The organism is Streptomyces sp. SS8 (assembly GCF_054072955.1).
In genome coordinates, this window is sequence record NZ_JBSVCZ010000015.1 from 1 (window position 1) to 15,581 (window position 15,581).

Consider the following 15,581-nt stretch of genomic DNA (forward strand, 5'->3'; position numbering starts at 1 on the left):
GGCTGTAACACCTCGCGCGCCCGCCGACACACCGGCCCGGCCCCCGCGACTCCCCACCGGAAGCCGCGGGGGCCGGGCCGTGTCGGTGGGTTCTGGTAGGACTGAGGGCTGTGAGCAGCGACAACGGGCGACCGGACAGGCCTCCGGCACAGGATCCGCCGGGAGGCGAGCAGCTCGCGCTGATCCGCGAGACCGTCCGCCGGGCCAAACCGCCCCGTGCCCGGCCGCGCACCTGGCGCGGCGCCGAGCTCGCCGAGCGCGACCCCGTCGCCCGTGTCCTGGTCGACAAGGGGCTCCTCCACCTCGACCGTCTCTTCGACTACGCCGTCCCCGCCGCCATGGACGCCGAGGCCCGGCCCGGGGCGCGGGTGCGGGTGCGCTTCGGCGCGGGGGAGCGGGGCGGGCGCCGCGAGGGCGGCGGGCTGGTCAACGGCTTCATCGTCGAGCGCCGCGCGGACTCCGACTTCCCCGGCGTCCTCGCCCCCATCGCCCAGGTCCTCTCCCCGGAGCCCGTCCTCGGCCCCGGCCTGCTGCGGCTGTGCCGGGCCGTCGCCGACCGCTACGCAGGGGCGCTGGCCGACGTCGTCCAGCTCGCCGTGCCCCCGCGCATGGCCCGCGCGGAGAAGGCCCCCGCGGCAGGGGCCCCGGCCGGGCCCCTGCCCCCGCCTCCGCCGCCCGAGGCGTCCTCCTGGGCCCGCTACCCGGCCGGGCCCGGCTATCTGCGGGCACTGGCCGGGGGTGAGTCCCCGCGCGCGGTGTGGACGGCGCTGCCCGGCCCGCACTGGCCCGACGAGCTGGCCCGGGCCCTGGCCGCCGCCCTGGCCTCCGGCCGCGGCGCGCTCGCCGTACTGCCCGACGGGCGGGCCGCGGCCCGGGTGGACGCGGCCCTCACCGCCCTGGCCGGCGCCGGACGGCACGTCCTGCTCACCGCCGACGCCGGAGCCGAGGCCCGCTACCGCCGCTGGCTGGCCGTCAACCGCGGGCAGGTGCGCTGCGTCGTGGGCACCCGCGCCGCGATGTTCGCGCCCGTGCACGACCTGGGGCTGGTCGCGATCTGGGACGACGGGGACTCCAGCCACCGCGACCCCCGCGAACCGATGCCGCACGCCCGCGAGGTGCTGCTGCTGCGCTCCGCCCGGGAGAGCTGCGGCTTCCTGCTGGGCGCGCACGGCAGCACCGTGGAGGCCGCCCAGCTCGTCGAGACCGGCTGGGCCCGCCCGCTGGCCGCCGGCCGCGACGCGGTGCGGGCGAGCGCGCCCCTGGTCCGCACCGTCGGCGACGGTGACGAGGCGCGCGACCCGGCCGCGCGCGCCGCCCGGCTGCCCACCCTCGCCTGGAGCACCGTGCGCGAGGCCCTGCGGCGCGGCCCGGTGCTGGTGCAGGTGCCGCGGCGCGGCTACGTACCCCGGCTGGCCTGCGACCGCTGCCGCGAGCCCGCCCGCTGCGCCCACTGCTCGGGCCCCCTGGAGGCCGCCGCGGGCGGCGCCCCGCCCCGCTGCGGCTGGTGCGGCCGCGACACGCCCGGCTGGGCGTGCGCGGAGTGCGGCGGCACCCGCCTGCGGGGGCGGGTCTTCGGCGCCCGGCGCACCGCCGAGGAACTGGGCCGGGCCTTCCCGGCCGTGCCCGTCCGCACCTCCGGCCGCGACCACGTCCTGGACTCCGTGCCCGACCGGCCCGCCCTGGTGGTCAGCACCCCCGGCGCGGAGCCGGTCGCCGAGGGGCCCGGCTACGCGGCGGCCCTGCTGCTGGACGGCTGGGCGCTGCTGTCCCGCCCCGACCTGCGGGCGGGGGAGGAGGCGCTGCGCCGCTGGCTGGACGCCGCCGCACTGGTACGCCCCCACGGTGAGGGCGGCACGGTGGTGGTGATGGCCGAGCCCTCGCTGCGGCCCGTCCAGGCGCTGGTGCGCTGGGATCCGGCCGGACACGCCCGGCGCGAGCTGGCCGAGCGGGCCGAGCTGGGGTTCCCGCCGGTGTCCCGGATGGCCGCGGTGACCGGGCCGCCCGAAGCCGTCGCCGAACTGCTGGCCGCGGCCGAACTGCCGCCCGACGCCGAGGTCCTGGGCCCGGTGCCGCTGCCGGTGCCCGAAGCGGGCCGTCCCCGGCGCCCGGGCGGCCCGCCGCCGGGCGAGCGCTGGGAGAGGGCCCTGGTGAGAGTGCCGCCGGGCAGCGGCGCGGCGCTCGCCGCCGCGCTCAGGACCGCCCGCGCGGCCCGGCTCGCCCGCCGCGGGAGCGAGCCCGTACGCGTCCATGTCGACCCGGAGGACATCGGCTGACCTGCCGGGCCCGGGGCCGGCCGGGCGCGGAACCGCCCGGCGCCGGGCCGAGGGGGAGGGGCCGGGCGCCGGGCGGAGGAGGGGACGGCCTCGAGTCAGCCGTTGCGGGGGGAGGGGAGGGCGCCCGGGCGTGGCTCCGGCGGCTGCGCCCGCTGCCCGGGCGCCGGGGGAGCGCCCGGTCCCGCGGCCACGGTGTGTGCGGCGGTCCCGGTCTCCCGGCCGTCCTCCGCGTCCGGGCCGGGCCGCCGCGCCGCCTCCGCCCCGTCGTCGGCCGGAGCCGGGGCCTGTGCGGTGTTCTGTACGGTCGCCTGCGGGACGGCCGCCGTCGCCGTCGCGGCCGCCGCGGGGGCGCCGCCCGCCCGCGCCACCGGCCGGCGTGAGCCGTAGCGGCGGTGGACGGCCTGCTTGGTCACGCCGAGGGCCGAGCCCACCGAGTCCCAGGAGAAACCCAGCGAGCGGTCGAACTCCACGGCCGCCGTCACCAGCGTCTCCACGCTGTCGCGCAGCTCCTGGGCGAGCCGCACGGTCGGCGCGGGCGCCCTGCCGTAGACGACGAAGCCCGCTGACGGACCCGTGCGCCGCGGCCGGTAGACGTTGCCGAGCTGTGCGGTGAGCGTGCGCAGTGCGTCCACCTGCCGGCGGACCCGCTCGATGTCCCGCACCAGCAGGTGCAGGCTGGCCCGTGCCCGGGCGTCGGGGGTGGCGTGGTCGGCCATGGTCAAGCCTCTCGAACCGGCGTGGGGTCGGCCGGCCGCGTCTGCGGCCGATTCGGTCAAGCTGCATTGACCAACGCGGCACCGGGCGCCGGGGTCACGCTGAGGGGGCGTGAAAAGACCGGCGGGGGCGGTGTGTCCGGGACCGCACGCCCCACCCGGTGCCCGGAGCGCCCGCCGGGCCCGCCGCCGCGGCGGACCGTAGACTGGTGCGCCGTTCCGCGCCGCGCGCATCCCGCGCCCGGCGCGGCCCCGTGTCCGCCCCGACGCATCCGCCCACGTCCGTCCACGCCCGTCCACGCCCGTCCCCGACACACCCGTCTTCGAGAGGTAGTCCCGCACCGATGAGGCTCGTCTTCGCCGGCACCCCCGAGGTCGCCGTACCCGCCCTCGACGCACTGATCGCATCGGAGCGGCACGAGGTCGCGGCCGTCGTCACCCGACCCGACGCGCCGGCCGGGCGCGGGCGCCGCCTGGTGGCCAGCCCGGTCGCCCAGCGGGCCGAGGAGGCCGGCATCGAGGTCCTCAGGCCCGCCCGCCCGCGCGACGAGGACTTCCTCGCCCGACTGCGCGAAATCGCCCCGGACTGCTGCCCGGTCGTCGCCTACGGCGCGCTGCTGCCGAAGGCCGCGCTCGACGTCCCGGCCAGGGGCTGGGTCAACCTGCACTTCTCGCTGCTGCCCGCCTGGCGCGGCGCCGCGCCCGTCCAGCACGCGATCATGGCCGGGGACGAGGTCACCGGAGCCTCCACCTTCCTCATCGAGGAGGGGCTGGACTCCGGACCGGTCTACGGCGTGGTCACCGAGGAGATCCGGCCCACCGACACCAGCGGCGACCTGCTGACCCGCCTCGCCTTCGCCGGCGCCGGACTGCTGGCCGCCACCATGGACGGCATCGAGGACGGCACGCTGCGGGCCGTCCCCCAGCCCGCCGACGGCGTCAGCCTCGCCCCCAAGATCACGGTCGAGGACGCCCGGGTGGACTGGGCCGCCCCCGCCCTGCGCGTGGACCGCGTGGTACGCGGATGCTCGCCCGCGCCCGGTGCCTGGACGCTCTTCCGCGGCGAGCGGCTCAAACTGCGGCAGACCGCCCTCGCCCCCGACCGCACCGGCCTGGTCCCCGGTGAGCTGGCCGTCGGCAAGAACACCGTGCACGCCGGCACCGGCTCGCACGCCGTCGAGCTGCTGTGGGTCCAGCCGCAGGGCAGGAAGCCGATGGCCGCCGCCGACTGGGCGCGCGGCGTGCGCATCGCGCAAGGGGAGCGGCTGGGGGACTGAGGCGGGCCCGGCTCCGGACCGCCCCGCCGCAGGTGGGGCGGCACCACCTGCGGCGGGACGCCGGGGCGGGTGGGATTAGGCTGGAACGCCGCGCCCCCGGCGCCCACCGCGCGCCGTCCCCGACACCACCCGGAGCACCTTTTCCGTGAGCAGCCGGCCACGCCGTCCCGCCAGGCCCTACCGCCGCCCCAAGAAGGACCCCGTACGCCTGATCGCCTACGAGGCGCTGCGGGCCGTGGACGAGCGCGACGCGTACGCCAACCTCGTCCTGCCCCCGCTGCTGCGCGAGGCCCGCGAACGCGGCGACATCGACGGGCGGGACGCGGCCCTGGCCACCGAGCTGGTCTACGGCACGCTGCGCCGGCAGGGCACCTACGACGAGATCGTGGCCGCCTGTGTGGACCGCCCGCTGCGCGAGGTGGACCCACCGGTGCTGGACGTCCTCTCGCTCGGTGCCCACCAGCTGCTGGGCACCCGCATCCCCGCCCACGCCGCGGTCAGCACCACCGTGGAACTGGCCCGAGTGGTGCTCGGCGACGGGCGGGCCAGGTTCGTCAACGCCGTACTGCGCAGGATCGCCGCCGACGACCTGGACGGCTGGCTGGAGAAGGTCGCCCCGCCCTACGAGGACGACCCCGAGGAGCACCTGGGGATCGTCCACGCCCACCCCCGCTGGATCGTCTCCGCCCTGTGGGACGCGCTCGGCGGCGGGCGCGGGGACATCGAGGCGCTGCTGGAGGCCGACAACGCCCGTCCCGAGGTCACCCTGGTCGCCCGCCCCGGCCGCGCCACCGCCGATGAGCTGCTGACCGGCGAGGCGGTGCCCGGCCGCTGGTCCCCGTACGCCGTCCGGCTCGCCGAGGGCGGCGAACCCGGCGCGATCGAGGCGGTGCGCGAGGGACGCGCCGGGGTGCAGGACGAGGGCAGCCAGCTCGTCGCCCTCGCACTGGCGAACGCCCCCCTGGACGGACCCGACGAACGCTGGCTGGACGGCTGCGCCGGACCGGGCGGCAAGGCCGCGCTGCTGGGCGCGCTGGCCGCCGGACGCGGCGCGGCCCTGATCGCCGCCGAGAAGCAGCCGCACCGCGCCCGCCTGGTGGCCCGCGCCCTGCGCGGCAACCCGGGCCCCTACCAGGTGGTCACCGCCGACGGCACCCGCCCCGCCTGGCGGCCCGGCTCCTTCGACCGCGTCCTGGTCGACGTGCCCTGCACCGGGCTGGGCGCGCTGCGCCGCCGCCCCGAGGCCCGCTGGCGCCGCCGTCCCGAGGACCTGGCCGGCTTCGCCCCGCTCCAGCGCGGACTGCTGACCGAGGCGCTGCGCGCGGCCCGGCCCGGCGGCGTCGTCGGCTACGCCACCTGCTCGCCGCACCCGGCCGAGACGCGCGCGGTCGTCGACGACGTGCTCGGGCACGAGAGCGCCGAGCCGATCGACGTCCGCCCGCTGCTGCCCGGCGTGCCCTCCCTCGGGGACGGCCCCGACATCCAGCTCTGGCCGCATCTGCACGGCACCGACGCGATGTACCTCGCCCTGCTGCGCCGCACCTGAGCACACGTCGGCACACCGCAGCGCACGATCCCGCCGCCGGGTGCGCCCCCGCGAACCTGGCGGCGGGGCCGGACGGGTGACACGACATACTGGGGCCATGGTTCAGATCAACCCCAGCATCCTGTCCGCCGACTTCGCACGCCTGGCCGAGGAGGCGCGGCGCGTCGGAGGGCCCGAGGGCGCCGACTGGCTCCATGTGGACGTGATGGACAACCACTTCGTCCCCAACCTCACGCTCGGCGTCCCGGTCGTCGAGTCGCTGCGCAGGGCGACCGACACCCCGCTGGACTGCCATCTGATGATCGAGGACCCCGACCGCTGGGCGCCGCAGTACGTCGAGGCGGGGGCCGGATCGGTCACCTTCCACGCCGAGGCCGCCGCCGCGCCGGTGCGGCTGGCCCGCGAGATCCGGGCCAAGGGCGCCCGCGCCTCCATGGCGCTCAAGCCCGCCACGCCGATCGAGCCGTACGAGGACCTGCTGCCCGAGCTGGACATGCTGCTGGTGATGACCGTCGAGCCCGGTTTCGGGGGCCAGGCGTTCCTCGACGTCATGCTGCCCAAGATCCGCCGCACCCGGCAGCTCATCGACAAGCACGGCCTGGAGCTGTGGCTCCAGGTGGACGGCGGGGTGTCGGCCTCCACCATCGAGCGGTGCGCCGAGGCCGGCGCGGACGTCTTCGTGGCCGGCTCGGCCGTCTACGGCGCGGACGACCCGGCCGCGGCGGTGCAGGCGCTGCGCGCCCAGGCCAGGGAGGCCGCGAACGGGGCCGCCGGCACCTGCGCCCACTGAGGGCGGTCCGCTGAGGGCGGTCCGCGCCTTTCGCAGGGACGGTCGCGGGGGGCGGGCATGGGTGCACCGTGCACGGAGTGGATCAGGACCGCCGCGGATCTGCGAGGATGAACGCGCAGAGTGAGGAACGGCGCGTACACGAGTACGGCGGAACGGTAGCGAGGTGAGTGCGGTGTCGACCGGGCGGTCAGCCACGAGAATGGGTCCCGCCGAGCTGATGCAGGCGGCGGCCATGGCGCGCCGCTTCTATCTGGAGGGCAAGTCCAAGATCCAGATCGCGGACGAGTTCGGGGTGAGCCGCTTCAAGGTGGCCCGGGTGCTGGAGACCGCGCTGGAGCGGGATCTGGTGCGCATCGAGATCCGCGTCCCGGCCGAACTGGACGCCGAGCGGTCCGACGCGCTGCGCGCCCGCTACGGGCTGCGCCACGCCGTGGTCGTCGAGTCGCCCTCGGACGCCGCGGAGGACGCGGCCGACCCCGAGAACCTCGGCGAGGTCGCCGCCGACCTGCTGGGCGAACTGGTCACCGAGGGGGACGTCCTGGGTCTGGCCTGGGGCCGCTCCACCATCCACATGGCCACCGCGCTGCACCGCCTCCCGCCGTGCACCGTCGTCCAGCTCACCGGCGTCTACGACGCGGGCACCGCCGAGCGCGGCTCGGTGGAGGCCGTGCGCCGCGCCGCCACCGTCTCCGGCGGCGAGGCCCACCCGATCTACGCGCCGATGCTGCTGCCGGACGCGGCCACCGCCGCCGCGCTGCGCGGCCAGACGAGCATCGCCGCCGCGTTCGAGTACTTCGACAAGGTGACCGTGGCCGCGGTCTCCATCGGCTCCTGGGAACCGGGCGTCTCCACCGTCCACGACATGCTCGGGGAGGAGGAGCGCGCCCACTACGCCTCCCTCGGGGTCGCCGCCGAGATGTCGGCGCACCTCTTCGACGCCGAGGGCCGCCGTATCGGCCGCGACCTGGGCGAGCGCTGCATCACCGTCGAGGCCGACCGGCTGCGCCGCATCCCCGAGGTCATCGCGATCGCCGGCGGCCGCCGCAAGGCCGAGGCGATCGGCGCGGTGCTCCGCTCCGGGCTGGTCACCAGCCTGGTCACCGACACCGCCGCCGCCGACTACCTGCTGCACGAGACCGGCCCCGGCCCCCGGCCCGCGCTGGAGCGGGCCGACCCGGACGAGAGCGCGCCCTGAGGTCCCGGGCCGGCGGAGCTTCGCCCAGGCCCCCGGCATTGGTGGGAACGTACGAGAACGACCCCGCTCACCTGGCCTTTTCTCCATGGCCGGGGGCCGGGGCCGGCGTGCAACAATGAAGTACGTGCGATTTCTCAACGACCAGCGGCCCGCGTACGACCTGACGTACGACGACGTCTTCATGGTGCCCAACCGCTCCGCGGTCGGCTCCCGGCAGGGCGTGGACCTCTCCGCGCCGGACGGGACGGGCACCACCATCCCGATCGTCGTGGCCAACATGACCGCGATCGCCGGGCGCCGGATGGCCGAGACGGTCGCCCGCCGCGGCGGCCTCACCGTGATCCCCCAGGACATCCCCCTGGACGTGGTCACCGAAGTCATCTCCTGGGTCAAGCAGCGCCATCTGGTCCTGGACACCCCCATCGTCCTGGACCCCTCCGCGACCGTCGCCGACGCCCTGTCCCTGCTGCCCAAGCGGGCGCACGGCGCGGGCGTCGTCGTCGACGGGGAGCGGCGGCCGGTCGGCGTCGTCACCGACTCCGACCTGACCGGCGTGGACCGCTTCACCCAGCTCTCCCAGGTCATGTCCCGCGACCTGCTGCTCCTGGACGCCGGCATCGACCCGCGCGAGGCGTTCACCCGTCTGGACGGAGCCCACCGCAAGCTCGCCCCCGCCGTGGACGCCGAGGGCCGCCTGGTCGGCATCCTCACCCGCAAGGGCGCCCTGCGCGCCACCCTCTACACCCCCGCGACCGACGACGCCGGGCGGCTGCGGGTGGCCGCCGCCGTCGGCATCAACGGCGATGTCGCCGGCCGCGCCGAGGGGCTGCTCGACGCCGGGGTGGACACCCTCGTCGTGGACACCGCCCACGGCCACCAGGAGTCCGTGCTCTCCACCCTGGAGAGGATCCGCGCGCTGGACCCGCAGATCCCCGTGGTGGCGGGCAACGTCGTCTCCGCCGAGGGCACCCGGGACCTGATCGAGGCCGGCGCCGACATCGTCAAGGTCGGGGTCGGGCCGGGCGCCATGTGCACCACGCGCATGATGACCGGTGTGGGCCGCCCCCAGTTCTCCGCCGTCCTGGAGTGCGCCGCCGAGGCGCGCAGGCACGGGAAGCACGTCTGGGCCGACGGCGGTGTGCGGCACCCGCGCGACGTGGCCATGGCGCTGGCCGCCGGAGCCTCCAACGTCATGATCGGCTCCTGGTTCGCCGGCACCCACGAATCCCCCGGCGACCTCCAGCAGAGCGCCGACGGGCGCCTGTACAAGGAGAGCTTCGGCATGGCCTCCGCGCGCGCGGTGCGCAACCGCACCGCCGAGGAGTCCGCCTACGACAGGGCCCGCAAGGCCCTGTTCGAGGAGGGCATCTCCACCTCCCGGATGTTCCTGGACGCGGCCCGGCCGGGGGTGGAGGACCTGATCGACTCGATCATCGCCGGGGTGCGCTCCTCGTGCACCTACGCCGGGGCCGCGACTCTGGAGGAGTTCGCGGAGAAGGCCGTCGTCGGCGTCCAGAGCGCCGCCGGCTACGCCGAGGGCAAGCCGCTGCACGCCAGCTGGTGATCCGCGCCCCCGCGGCGCCCGCGGCCCGCCCGGCCCACTTCCCCGGGCGGGCCGCGGCTGCTTCGATGGCCCCATGAGCGGACCCGAGCCCCGGACACCGCGCCAGGGCCACGAGGGCACCGGCCCCGGAGCGATCACCCCCGACGGCTGCGCGGTGGAGGTCTACACCCGCCTGCCGGCCGGTGATGAACCCGACGTCGTCGCCTCGGCCGTCCCCGCCGGGGCGAGCCTGCTGGAACTGGGCTGCGGCACGGGCCGGGTGACCCACCCCCTGCTGGAGCGCGGTTTCGCGGTGACGGCCGTCGACGAGTCGCCGCGGATGCTGGAGCACGTACGCGGAGCCCGAACCGTGTGCTCGCCCATCGAGACGCTGGAGCTGGACGAGCGCTTCGACGCCGTCCTGCTGTCCTCCTTCCTGGTCCACGCCGGCGACGTCCGGGTGCGCGACGCGCTGCTGCGCGCCTGCCGCCGGCACGTCGCGGACGACGGGTGCGTGCTGATCCAGCGCGAGGGCGAGGACTGGCACGAGCGGGTGCCCCGCGAGCGCAGGGCCGGCGACGGACTGGTCAGGATCGCCGCCGCCGACCCCACCGGCGACCCGAAGGTGTCGGCCATCCGCTGCGAGTACGTCTTCCCGGACGCCACCTGGACCCAGACGTTCCTCTCCCGGCGAATGGACCGGGCGGAGTTCGAGGAGGCGCTGGCCGGCGCGGGTCTGGCCGTCGACGCCTACCTCACCGGTGACCGGACCTGGGTGCGGGCACTGCCCGCGGGGTGACGCGCCGACAGCGGCGGCGCGCCGACCGGGCCGGCCGCTGCCCGCGCGCCACTACGCGTGCGGGCAGCGACCGGCCGGCCTCAGGTGCACTCGCCGGACTTCCCGACGGCTTCGGCGTAGGCGGTGATCAGCTTCTTCATCGCCGCCTCGTCGGGCCTGCCCGGCTCGTCGACTCTGGCTGCGACGAAGAGGTCGTCATCGGGCTTCCGCGGCTCGGGGCAGGTGACCTTTCCGACGGCCCCGGTGTCGGAGTAGATGAACCTGCCGTCCTCCGTCTCCTTGTCACCGGGCTCGACGTTGGGGAACACGGAGGCGAACCTGGCCGGCGGAGTCCCCTTCTCCCACCACTCGATGTTGAAGGTGAGCACCTGCGTGTCGTCGACGTAGACGAGGCAGCGCGTCATCCCGTCCGCCTTGTCGGAGACGGCGGTGGAGATCTCGTCCCCCGGAGGCAGGAGGGGCTCTGTGAGGCTCGAGGGAACGGCCGTGCCGCACATGGAGGAGGGGATCTCGTAGTTCTTCTCCTTCATGGAACAGGAGGCCGCTCCGAGGCCGAGAAGCAGCACGAAAGCGGCCGAGAGCGTGAGCCGGGATCCTGATCGCATGTGCCTTCCTGGGCGTCTCGGTCCGACTCCTGCCCTGGCAGGCGGAGAGGTAACGGCGGGGCCGCGCCGAATGGTCATCGGGGGATCTCCGTGTCAAGGTCGTCCGCCATCCGGGAGACGTTGACCGAGGCGCTGTCGAAACCGTCCTCGTTGCCGCGCCTCACCCAGTCCGCCACCTGATCGGCGTACGGCAGGTCGTGTGCCCTGGCGGCCTCCATGGCGGCCGTCTGACCGTGCCACAGGCTGTTCTCCCTGGAGCGTTCCCACCTCTCGCCCACGTTCTCCCCGGCGTCCTTGAGGTTGCTCGGCTCCAGATCACCGAAGATCTGCTCCAGGACGACGCTGCTGACGGTGTTCGCGGTTCCACCCGCGACGGCCCCCGCGACGGGTGTCGCGACGAAGCTCGTCCCCACACCGATGCCGGTGCCGATGGTGCCGGAGACGATGTTCTTGACCTGTCCCATCGACTTCTTGTAGTCCTCGTCCTTCTGGTGAGCTTCCCCCAGGACCGCCTCCTGGCGGCCGATGGACAGAGTGCCGCTGACTTCCCCGGATCTCCGCGCAATGTCCTCGATGGTGGTCTGGGGGTTCTGCGGGTACCGCCTGTCCTCCGGGAGATCGGGATTCAGGTGGTAGTCCATCAGATTGGTCATGTAGGCCTTCTGGCCCATCTCGACCCTGGAGAACCCCTCCGGGTTCTGGCCCACGCTGACGAGGAAGCGCGTGACGTCGTTGTGGTCCAGCTCGGCGGCGGTGCCGGCGACGGGGAACAGCAGGTTGGTGTTTCCGTGCTTGTCGTCGGTCATGGCCCGGTTGATGTCGGGCAGGTACTCCGCCGCGATCTGGCCCATGCTGTCCGACAGGTAGCCGCGCTTTGTCAGGCGCTCGGTGTCGTCGGAGACGGAGTCGAAGATCTGCTCCACCAGCCGGGCCTGCTCCGGGCTGTGCGGGGGGAGGTCCGGCGTGGGCTGCTCACCGGCCGGGTGGCCGGTCGCCGCGGCCTCCAGGGCCCAGCCCATGGCGTTCTGCCCGGTGATGCTCTCCTTGAAGTCGGAGCCGTACTGCTTGGGCCAGTCGCGCTCCTCGAAGAGGTACTGGAAGTTGGTCAGGCCGACCTTGCCCTCCTTGCCGTTGCCGTCGGTGTCCCGGGTGAAGTCGTGGTCCTCGTCCTTGGTGACGAAGGTGCCGTTGAAGAAGTCGGTGGCGGCATCGGGGCTCTTGCCCAGGGCCATCATGTAGCCCGTCATCGGGTCCGAACCCTCGTCGGTGCCCGTCCGGTTGAGCATGGGCCCCATGGGGAAGTGCCAGGCCAGGTCCGCGCTGCGGCCGTTGCCGCTGCGCTCCTTCTCGACCCGGATGAGCTCGTCGCCGTAGTTCTTAAGGAACTTGTCGTCGAAGTCGCCCCAGCGCATCAGGTTGCTCATCACCTGGGCGCCCACGGCCCGGGGGTTGTCCTTGCTCGGGACGAACTCGCCGGTCAGCCCGACCATGTCCCGCTCCCAGCGCTGCATGGCGGGGCTGTCGGACTGGGTGGCGGTGGCCAGGGTCAGGCCGAGGTTCTCCTGCAGGGCGCCGTACTTGTCCACCCGGGCCTGGCCGAGCTGCATGTTGGTGTGCGGGTCGTTGATGCCCGCCCAGAAGTCCAGCACGCCCTGGGGGCCCAGCCCGGTGGCGAACCGCTCGGCGAAGAGGGGGTCGTCCTTGTACCGCGCCATGGAGGAGTTGAAGTCGTCGAACTCCTGAGGGGACATGCCCGCGGGGTCCTTGGCGAGTTCGACGGCCCGGTCGGCGGCCTCCATCGCCTCGGCGGCGGCGTCGCGGTCGGCGTAGGAGGCGTCGGAGAAACCGTAGGGGGTCTGGTCGGCCAGGGCTCTGAGCGCCCTGGCGGCGCTGGAGTCGCTCTCGGCGGCCTTGGTGAGGATGCCCTGGACCTCGTCGCGCAGGGCGGTGACGTCCTCGGGGGTGTGGTCGGGTACGTCGGTGCCCCGGGCGGCGCGGTCGGGATGGATGTTCATGGTGACGGTGAAGCTGCCGTCGGTGTTGGCGATGACGGTCAGGTTCTTCTTCAGGCCGCGCTCGATGGCGTCGTTGAGCTGCCTGCGGTACTCGACCAGCTCGTCGTGGGTGTCCTTGAGGATGTTGTGGATGGAGGACGCCTGGGTGTGCGCGTCGTCGAACTCACCGGCGGTCTTGGTCACGAACTCCCGGGTGACGTCGGCGTTCATGCCGGTCCAGTCGGCCTTGTCGGCCTTGCCCTTGAGTTGGGAGCGGGCGTCGTCCTTCAGGGTGCTGAGCTTCCCGGCCATCTCCGACCAGTCGGAGACGGCCTTGCTCAGCTTGGAGAAGTCGGCGTGACGGAGGGCGTCGAGCTTCACTGGAGCCGGGTCCTCTCGTCGAAGCCCTCGTCGAGCGCGGAGACGCTGTTGAACAGCGAGCCGATGTACTGCTCGTCGTTGGCGTGGGCCTTGTCGCTGTACTCCATGTGGTTGGAGATGTGGGCGCAGGCGTCGGTGAGGGTGCGCAGCTGCTCCTGCCACCGGGTCACGACGTGGTCCAGGGCGCCGCCGATCTCGAAGTCGCCCTTCAGGCCCGCGGCGGCGCTTGTGCTGCTCTCCCGGGCGAGGTCGCCGTCCTTGAGCAGCCGTCCGTGGAGTTCGAACGCCGCGTCCCCGACGGCGGCCAGGTCCTTCTGCGACACCTTCAGCTCACCCGAGGACGTCGACACCCCGCCTCCTCCGCCGCCGTCGAGCTGGTTCAGGCGCGTCTGCGCGGCCTTCCGCTCGGCGGCGGCCTGCACCAGCCGGTTCCACTCCTCGTCGAACGACACGTTCTCTCCCCCGCGTCCGGCTCCGCTTGTCGGGCCACACGGTATAGAAGCGCGGCTCCCGGCCGCCAGTGAGAGCCGCGCGGAAGGGAACCGGGGCGGGAGCGCCGTGCCGCCGCCGGCGGGCACCGGCACGCCCGTTTCGCGGGGGTGCGGCCGGAAAGGGGCGCCCGGAAATCCGGACATGCGCCCTCCCGGGCCGCGGCGCCGCCCCGTGTGATGCTTCGGTGAGGATTCCCCGGCCGCCCGCTCCGCGGCCCGGGGCCGCCGGAGGGACGCCCCGCCGGCCCGGTGTGCTGTACTTCGCTGCCGGGGCGGCGCGATCACAGCGGCGCTCCGAGTACCGCCCGCACGACAGAAGTGGCCCACCCGCAGTGCGACTGAACGAGCTCGACGAACGCATCGTCCGCGCCCTCGCCGAGGACGCCCGGCGCTCCTACGCCGACATCGGCGCCGAGGTGGGACTGTCGGCCCCCGCCGTCAAACGCCGGGTGGACCGGCTGCGCGAGCAGGGTGCCATCACCGGCTTCACCGTACGGGTGGATCCCGCGGTGCTCGGCTGGGAGACCGAGGGTTTCGTCGAGATGTACTGCCGCCACAAGACCTCGCCCGAGGACATCCGCCGGGGACTCGCGCGCTATCCGGAGGTGGCCTCCGCCTCCACCGTGACCGGCGACGCGGACGCCATCGTCCAGGTCTTCGCCTCCGACATGCGGCACTTCGAGCGGGTGCTGGAGCGGATCGCGGGGGAGCCCTTCGTCGAGCGCACCCGGTCGGTGCTCGTCCTCTCCCCGCTGCTGCGCCGCTACGGTTCCGGGTCACCGGCCTGAGACGCGGCGCACGCACGGCCGGACACACTCCCAGGCTTACGGCCGGGTGCACGGCCGGGCACGCAACCCGGGCGCTCAGTCCGGGCGCGCAACGAATCGACGCGGAAGGGCCCCAAGACGCAACGGATCGATGCCGGATGCGCAACAGGTGCGGCTTGTGGGGCCAAGCGGGCGGACCGTACCGTCGAGGCGTCCCCAGATCCCGCAGCCGTACCCCGGCACGCCCGGTACGGCTGTCCGACGTGAACGCGAAGAGGTCCCATGACGCCGCTGCGCACCGCGCTGCTCCAGGGCCCCGGCGGTGTCCCCGGCTCCACCGCGGACAGCCTGGCCGCCCTCGACCGCGCCGCCCGCAGGGCCGCCGAGGGAGGGGCCCGGCTGCTGGTCGCCTCCGAGATGTACCTGACCGGGTACGCGATCGGTGAGCGGGTGGCGGAGCTGGCCGAGCCCTTTGACGGCCCCGGCGCCGAGGCGGTCTCCCGCATCGCCGCCGAGCACGCGATCGCCGTCGCCTACGGCTACCCCGAGCGCGACGGCGACGCGGTGTACAACTCCGCCGGGCTCGTCGGCCCCGACGGCGCCCGGCTGGCCGACTACCGCAAGACCCATCTGTACGGCGGCTTCGAGACCTCGGCCTTCCGCCCGGGCGACACCCCCGTCGTCCAGGCCGACCTCGACGGCGTCCGCGTCGGGATGCTGGTCTGCTACGACGTGGAGTTCCCCGAGAACGTCCGTGCCCACGCGCTGGCCGGCACCGAGCTGCTGCTGGTGCCGACCGCGCTGATGCGGCCGTACGAGATCGTCGCCGAGACCCTTCTGCCGGCCCGCGCCTTCGAGAACCAGCTCTACATCGCCTACGCCAACCGCTGCGGCACCGAGGGCGCGGACGGAAACGGAGGCGGCGATGCGATCACCTTCGCCGGACTGAGCTGCCTGGCCGCCCCCGACGGCACGGTCCGCGCCCGCGCGGGCGCGGGGGAGGACCTGATCACCGCCGACGTCGACCCCGGGCGGCTGAGGGCCTCGCGCGCGGACAACCCGTATCTGCGCGACCGCCGCCCCGAGCTGTACGCCTCGCTCACCTGAGGGGCCGGCCCCGCGCCGCCCCGTACCGACCCGCCGCCCATCCGGCACCGCAGCCGGCCGCCGGCCCGGGCCGACCGCCCGGACACAGCCCGCCACGTAC

13 protein-coding genes are annotated in these 15,581 nt (G+C 74.7%); 9 read left to right on the top strand and 4 right to left on the bottom strand.

What is annotated here, in order from left to right:
- The first annotated feature begins 110 nt into the window (after positions 1-110).
- A complete protein-coding gene (locus tag ACW69E_RS15915) occupies positions 111-2,273 on the top strand; it encodes a primosomal protein N' (protein WP_457498913.1) in 2,163 nt (720 codons plus the stop codon).
- A gap of 95 nt (positions 2,274-2,368) precedes the next feature.
- Here the strand turns inward: ACW69E_RS15915 and ACW69E_RS15920 are convergent, their stop codons facing one another.
- Positions 2,369-2,989 (bottom strand): hypothetical protein, encoded by a 621-nt coding sequence (locus ACW69E_RS15920; protein ID WP_457498914.1) that lies wholly within the window; start codon positions 2,987-2,989, stop codon positions 2,369-2,371.
- A 341-nt stretch (positions 2,990-3,330) separates the two neighbouring features.
- Here ACW69E_RS15920 and fmt point away from each other — a divergent pair, with 341 nt between their 5' ends.
- The 6 genes from fmt to ACW69E_RS15950 all read left to right on the top strand — a co-directional run bounded on the left by fmt (position 3,331) and on the right by ACW69E_RS15950 (position 10,136).
- Entirely contained in the window at positions 3,331-4,263 is a 933-nt protein-coding gene (fmt, locus tag ACW69E_RS15925; RefSeq protein WP_457498915.1) for a methionyl-tRNA formyltransferase, read from the top strand.
- A 145-nt stretch (positions 4,264-4,408) separates the two neighbouring features.
- Positions 4,409-5,809 (top strand): RsmB/NOP family class I SAM-dependent RNA methyltransferase, encoded by a 1,401-nt coding sequence (locus tag ACW69E_RS15930; protein WP_457498916.1) that lies wholly within the window; start codon positions 4,409-4,411, stop codon positions 5,807-5,809.
- 97 nt (positions 5,810-5,906) lie between these two features.
- Complete coding sequence (gene rpe, locus ACW69E_RS15935; RefSeq protein WP_093849250.1) at positions 5,907-6,599, top strand: ribulose-phosphate 3-epimerase; 693 nt, start codon at positions 5,907-5,909, stop codon at positions 6,597-6,599.
- A gap of 199 nt (positions 6,600-6,798) precedes the next feature.
- Positions 6,799-7,794: a sugar-binding transcriptional regulator gene (locus tag ACW69E_RS15940; protein ID WP_457498917.1), complete on the top strand. Its 996-nt coding sequence runs from the start codon at positions 6,799-6,801 to the stop codon at positions 7,792-7,794.
- A gap of 115 nt (positions 7,795-7,909) precedes the next feature.
- Positions 7,910-9,358, top strand: a complete 1,449-nt coding sequence (locus tag ACW69E_RS15945) for a GuaB1 family IMP dehydrogenase-related protein (protein WP_457498918.1) — start codon at positions 7,910-7,912, stop codon at positions 9,356-9,358.
- A gap of 73 nt (positions 9,359-9,431) precedes the next feature.
- The gene (locus ACW69E_RS15950; RefSeq protein ID WP_457498919.1) at positions 9,432-10,136 is read left to right on the top strand and encodes a class I SAM-dependent methyltransferase; all 705 of its coding nucleotides are present in this window, start codon (positions 9,432-9,434) and stop codon (positions 10,134-10,136) included.
- A gap of 80 nt (positions 10,137-10,216) precedes the next feature.
- On the opposite strand, the gene ACW69E_RS15955 is transcribed toward ACW69E_RS15950, so the two are convergent.
- The 3 genes from ACW69E_RS15955 to ACW69E_RS15965 form a co-directional block, all read right to left on the bottom strand.
- On the bottom strand, positions 10,217-10,741 hold the full coding sequence (locus ACW69E_RS15955) for a hypothetical protein (RefSeq protein ID WP_457498920.1): 525 nt from the start codon (positions 10,739-10,741) through the stop codon (positions 10,217-10,219).
- 74 nt (positions 10,742-10,815) lie between these two features.
- Positions 10,816-13,116 (bottom strand): DUF6571 family protein, encoded by a 2,301-nt coding sequence (locus tag ACW69E_RS15960; protein WP_457498921.1) that lies wholly within the window; start codon positions 13,114-13,116, stop codon positions 10,816-10,818.
- Positions 13,113-13,568, bottom strand: a complete 456-nt coding sequence (locus tag ACW69E_RS15965) for a hypothetical protein (RefSeq protein WP_457498922.1) — start codon at positions 13,566-13,568, stop codon at positions 13,113-13,115. Before ACW69E_RS15965 ends, ACW69E_RS15960 begins: the two co-directional genes overlap by 4 nt.
- Positions 13,569-13,939: 371 nt before the next feature.
- Between ACW69E_RS15965 and ACW69E_RS15970 the strand changes: the two genes are divergently transcribed.
- Positions 13,940-14,395, top strand: a complete 456-nt coding sequence (locus tag ACW69E_RS15970) for an Lrp/AsnC family transcriptional regulator (protein ID WP_093656644.1) — start codon at positions 13,940-13,942, stop codon at positions 14,393-14,395.
- Between the two features lie 261 nt (positions 14,396-14,656).
- Positions 14,657-15,481, top strand: a complete 825-nt coding sequence (locus tag ACW69E_RS15975) for a carbon-nitrogen hydrolase family protein (RefSeq protein WP_457498923.1) — start codon at positions 14,657-14,659, stop codon at positions 15,479-15,481.
- The last annotated feature ends 100 nt before the right edge of the window (positions 15,482-15,581 follow it).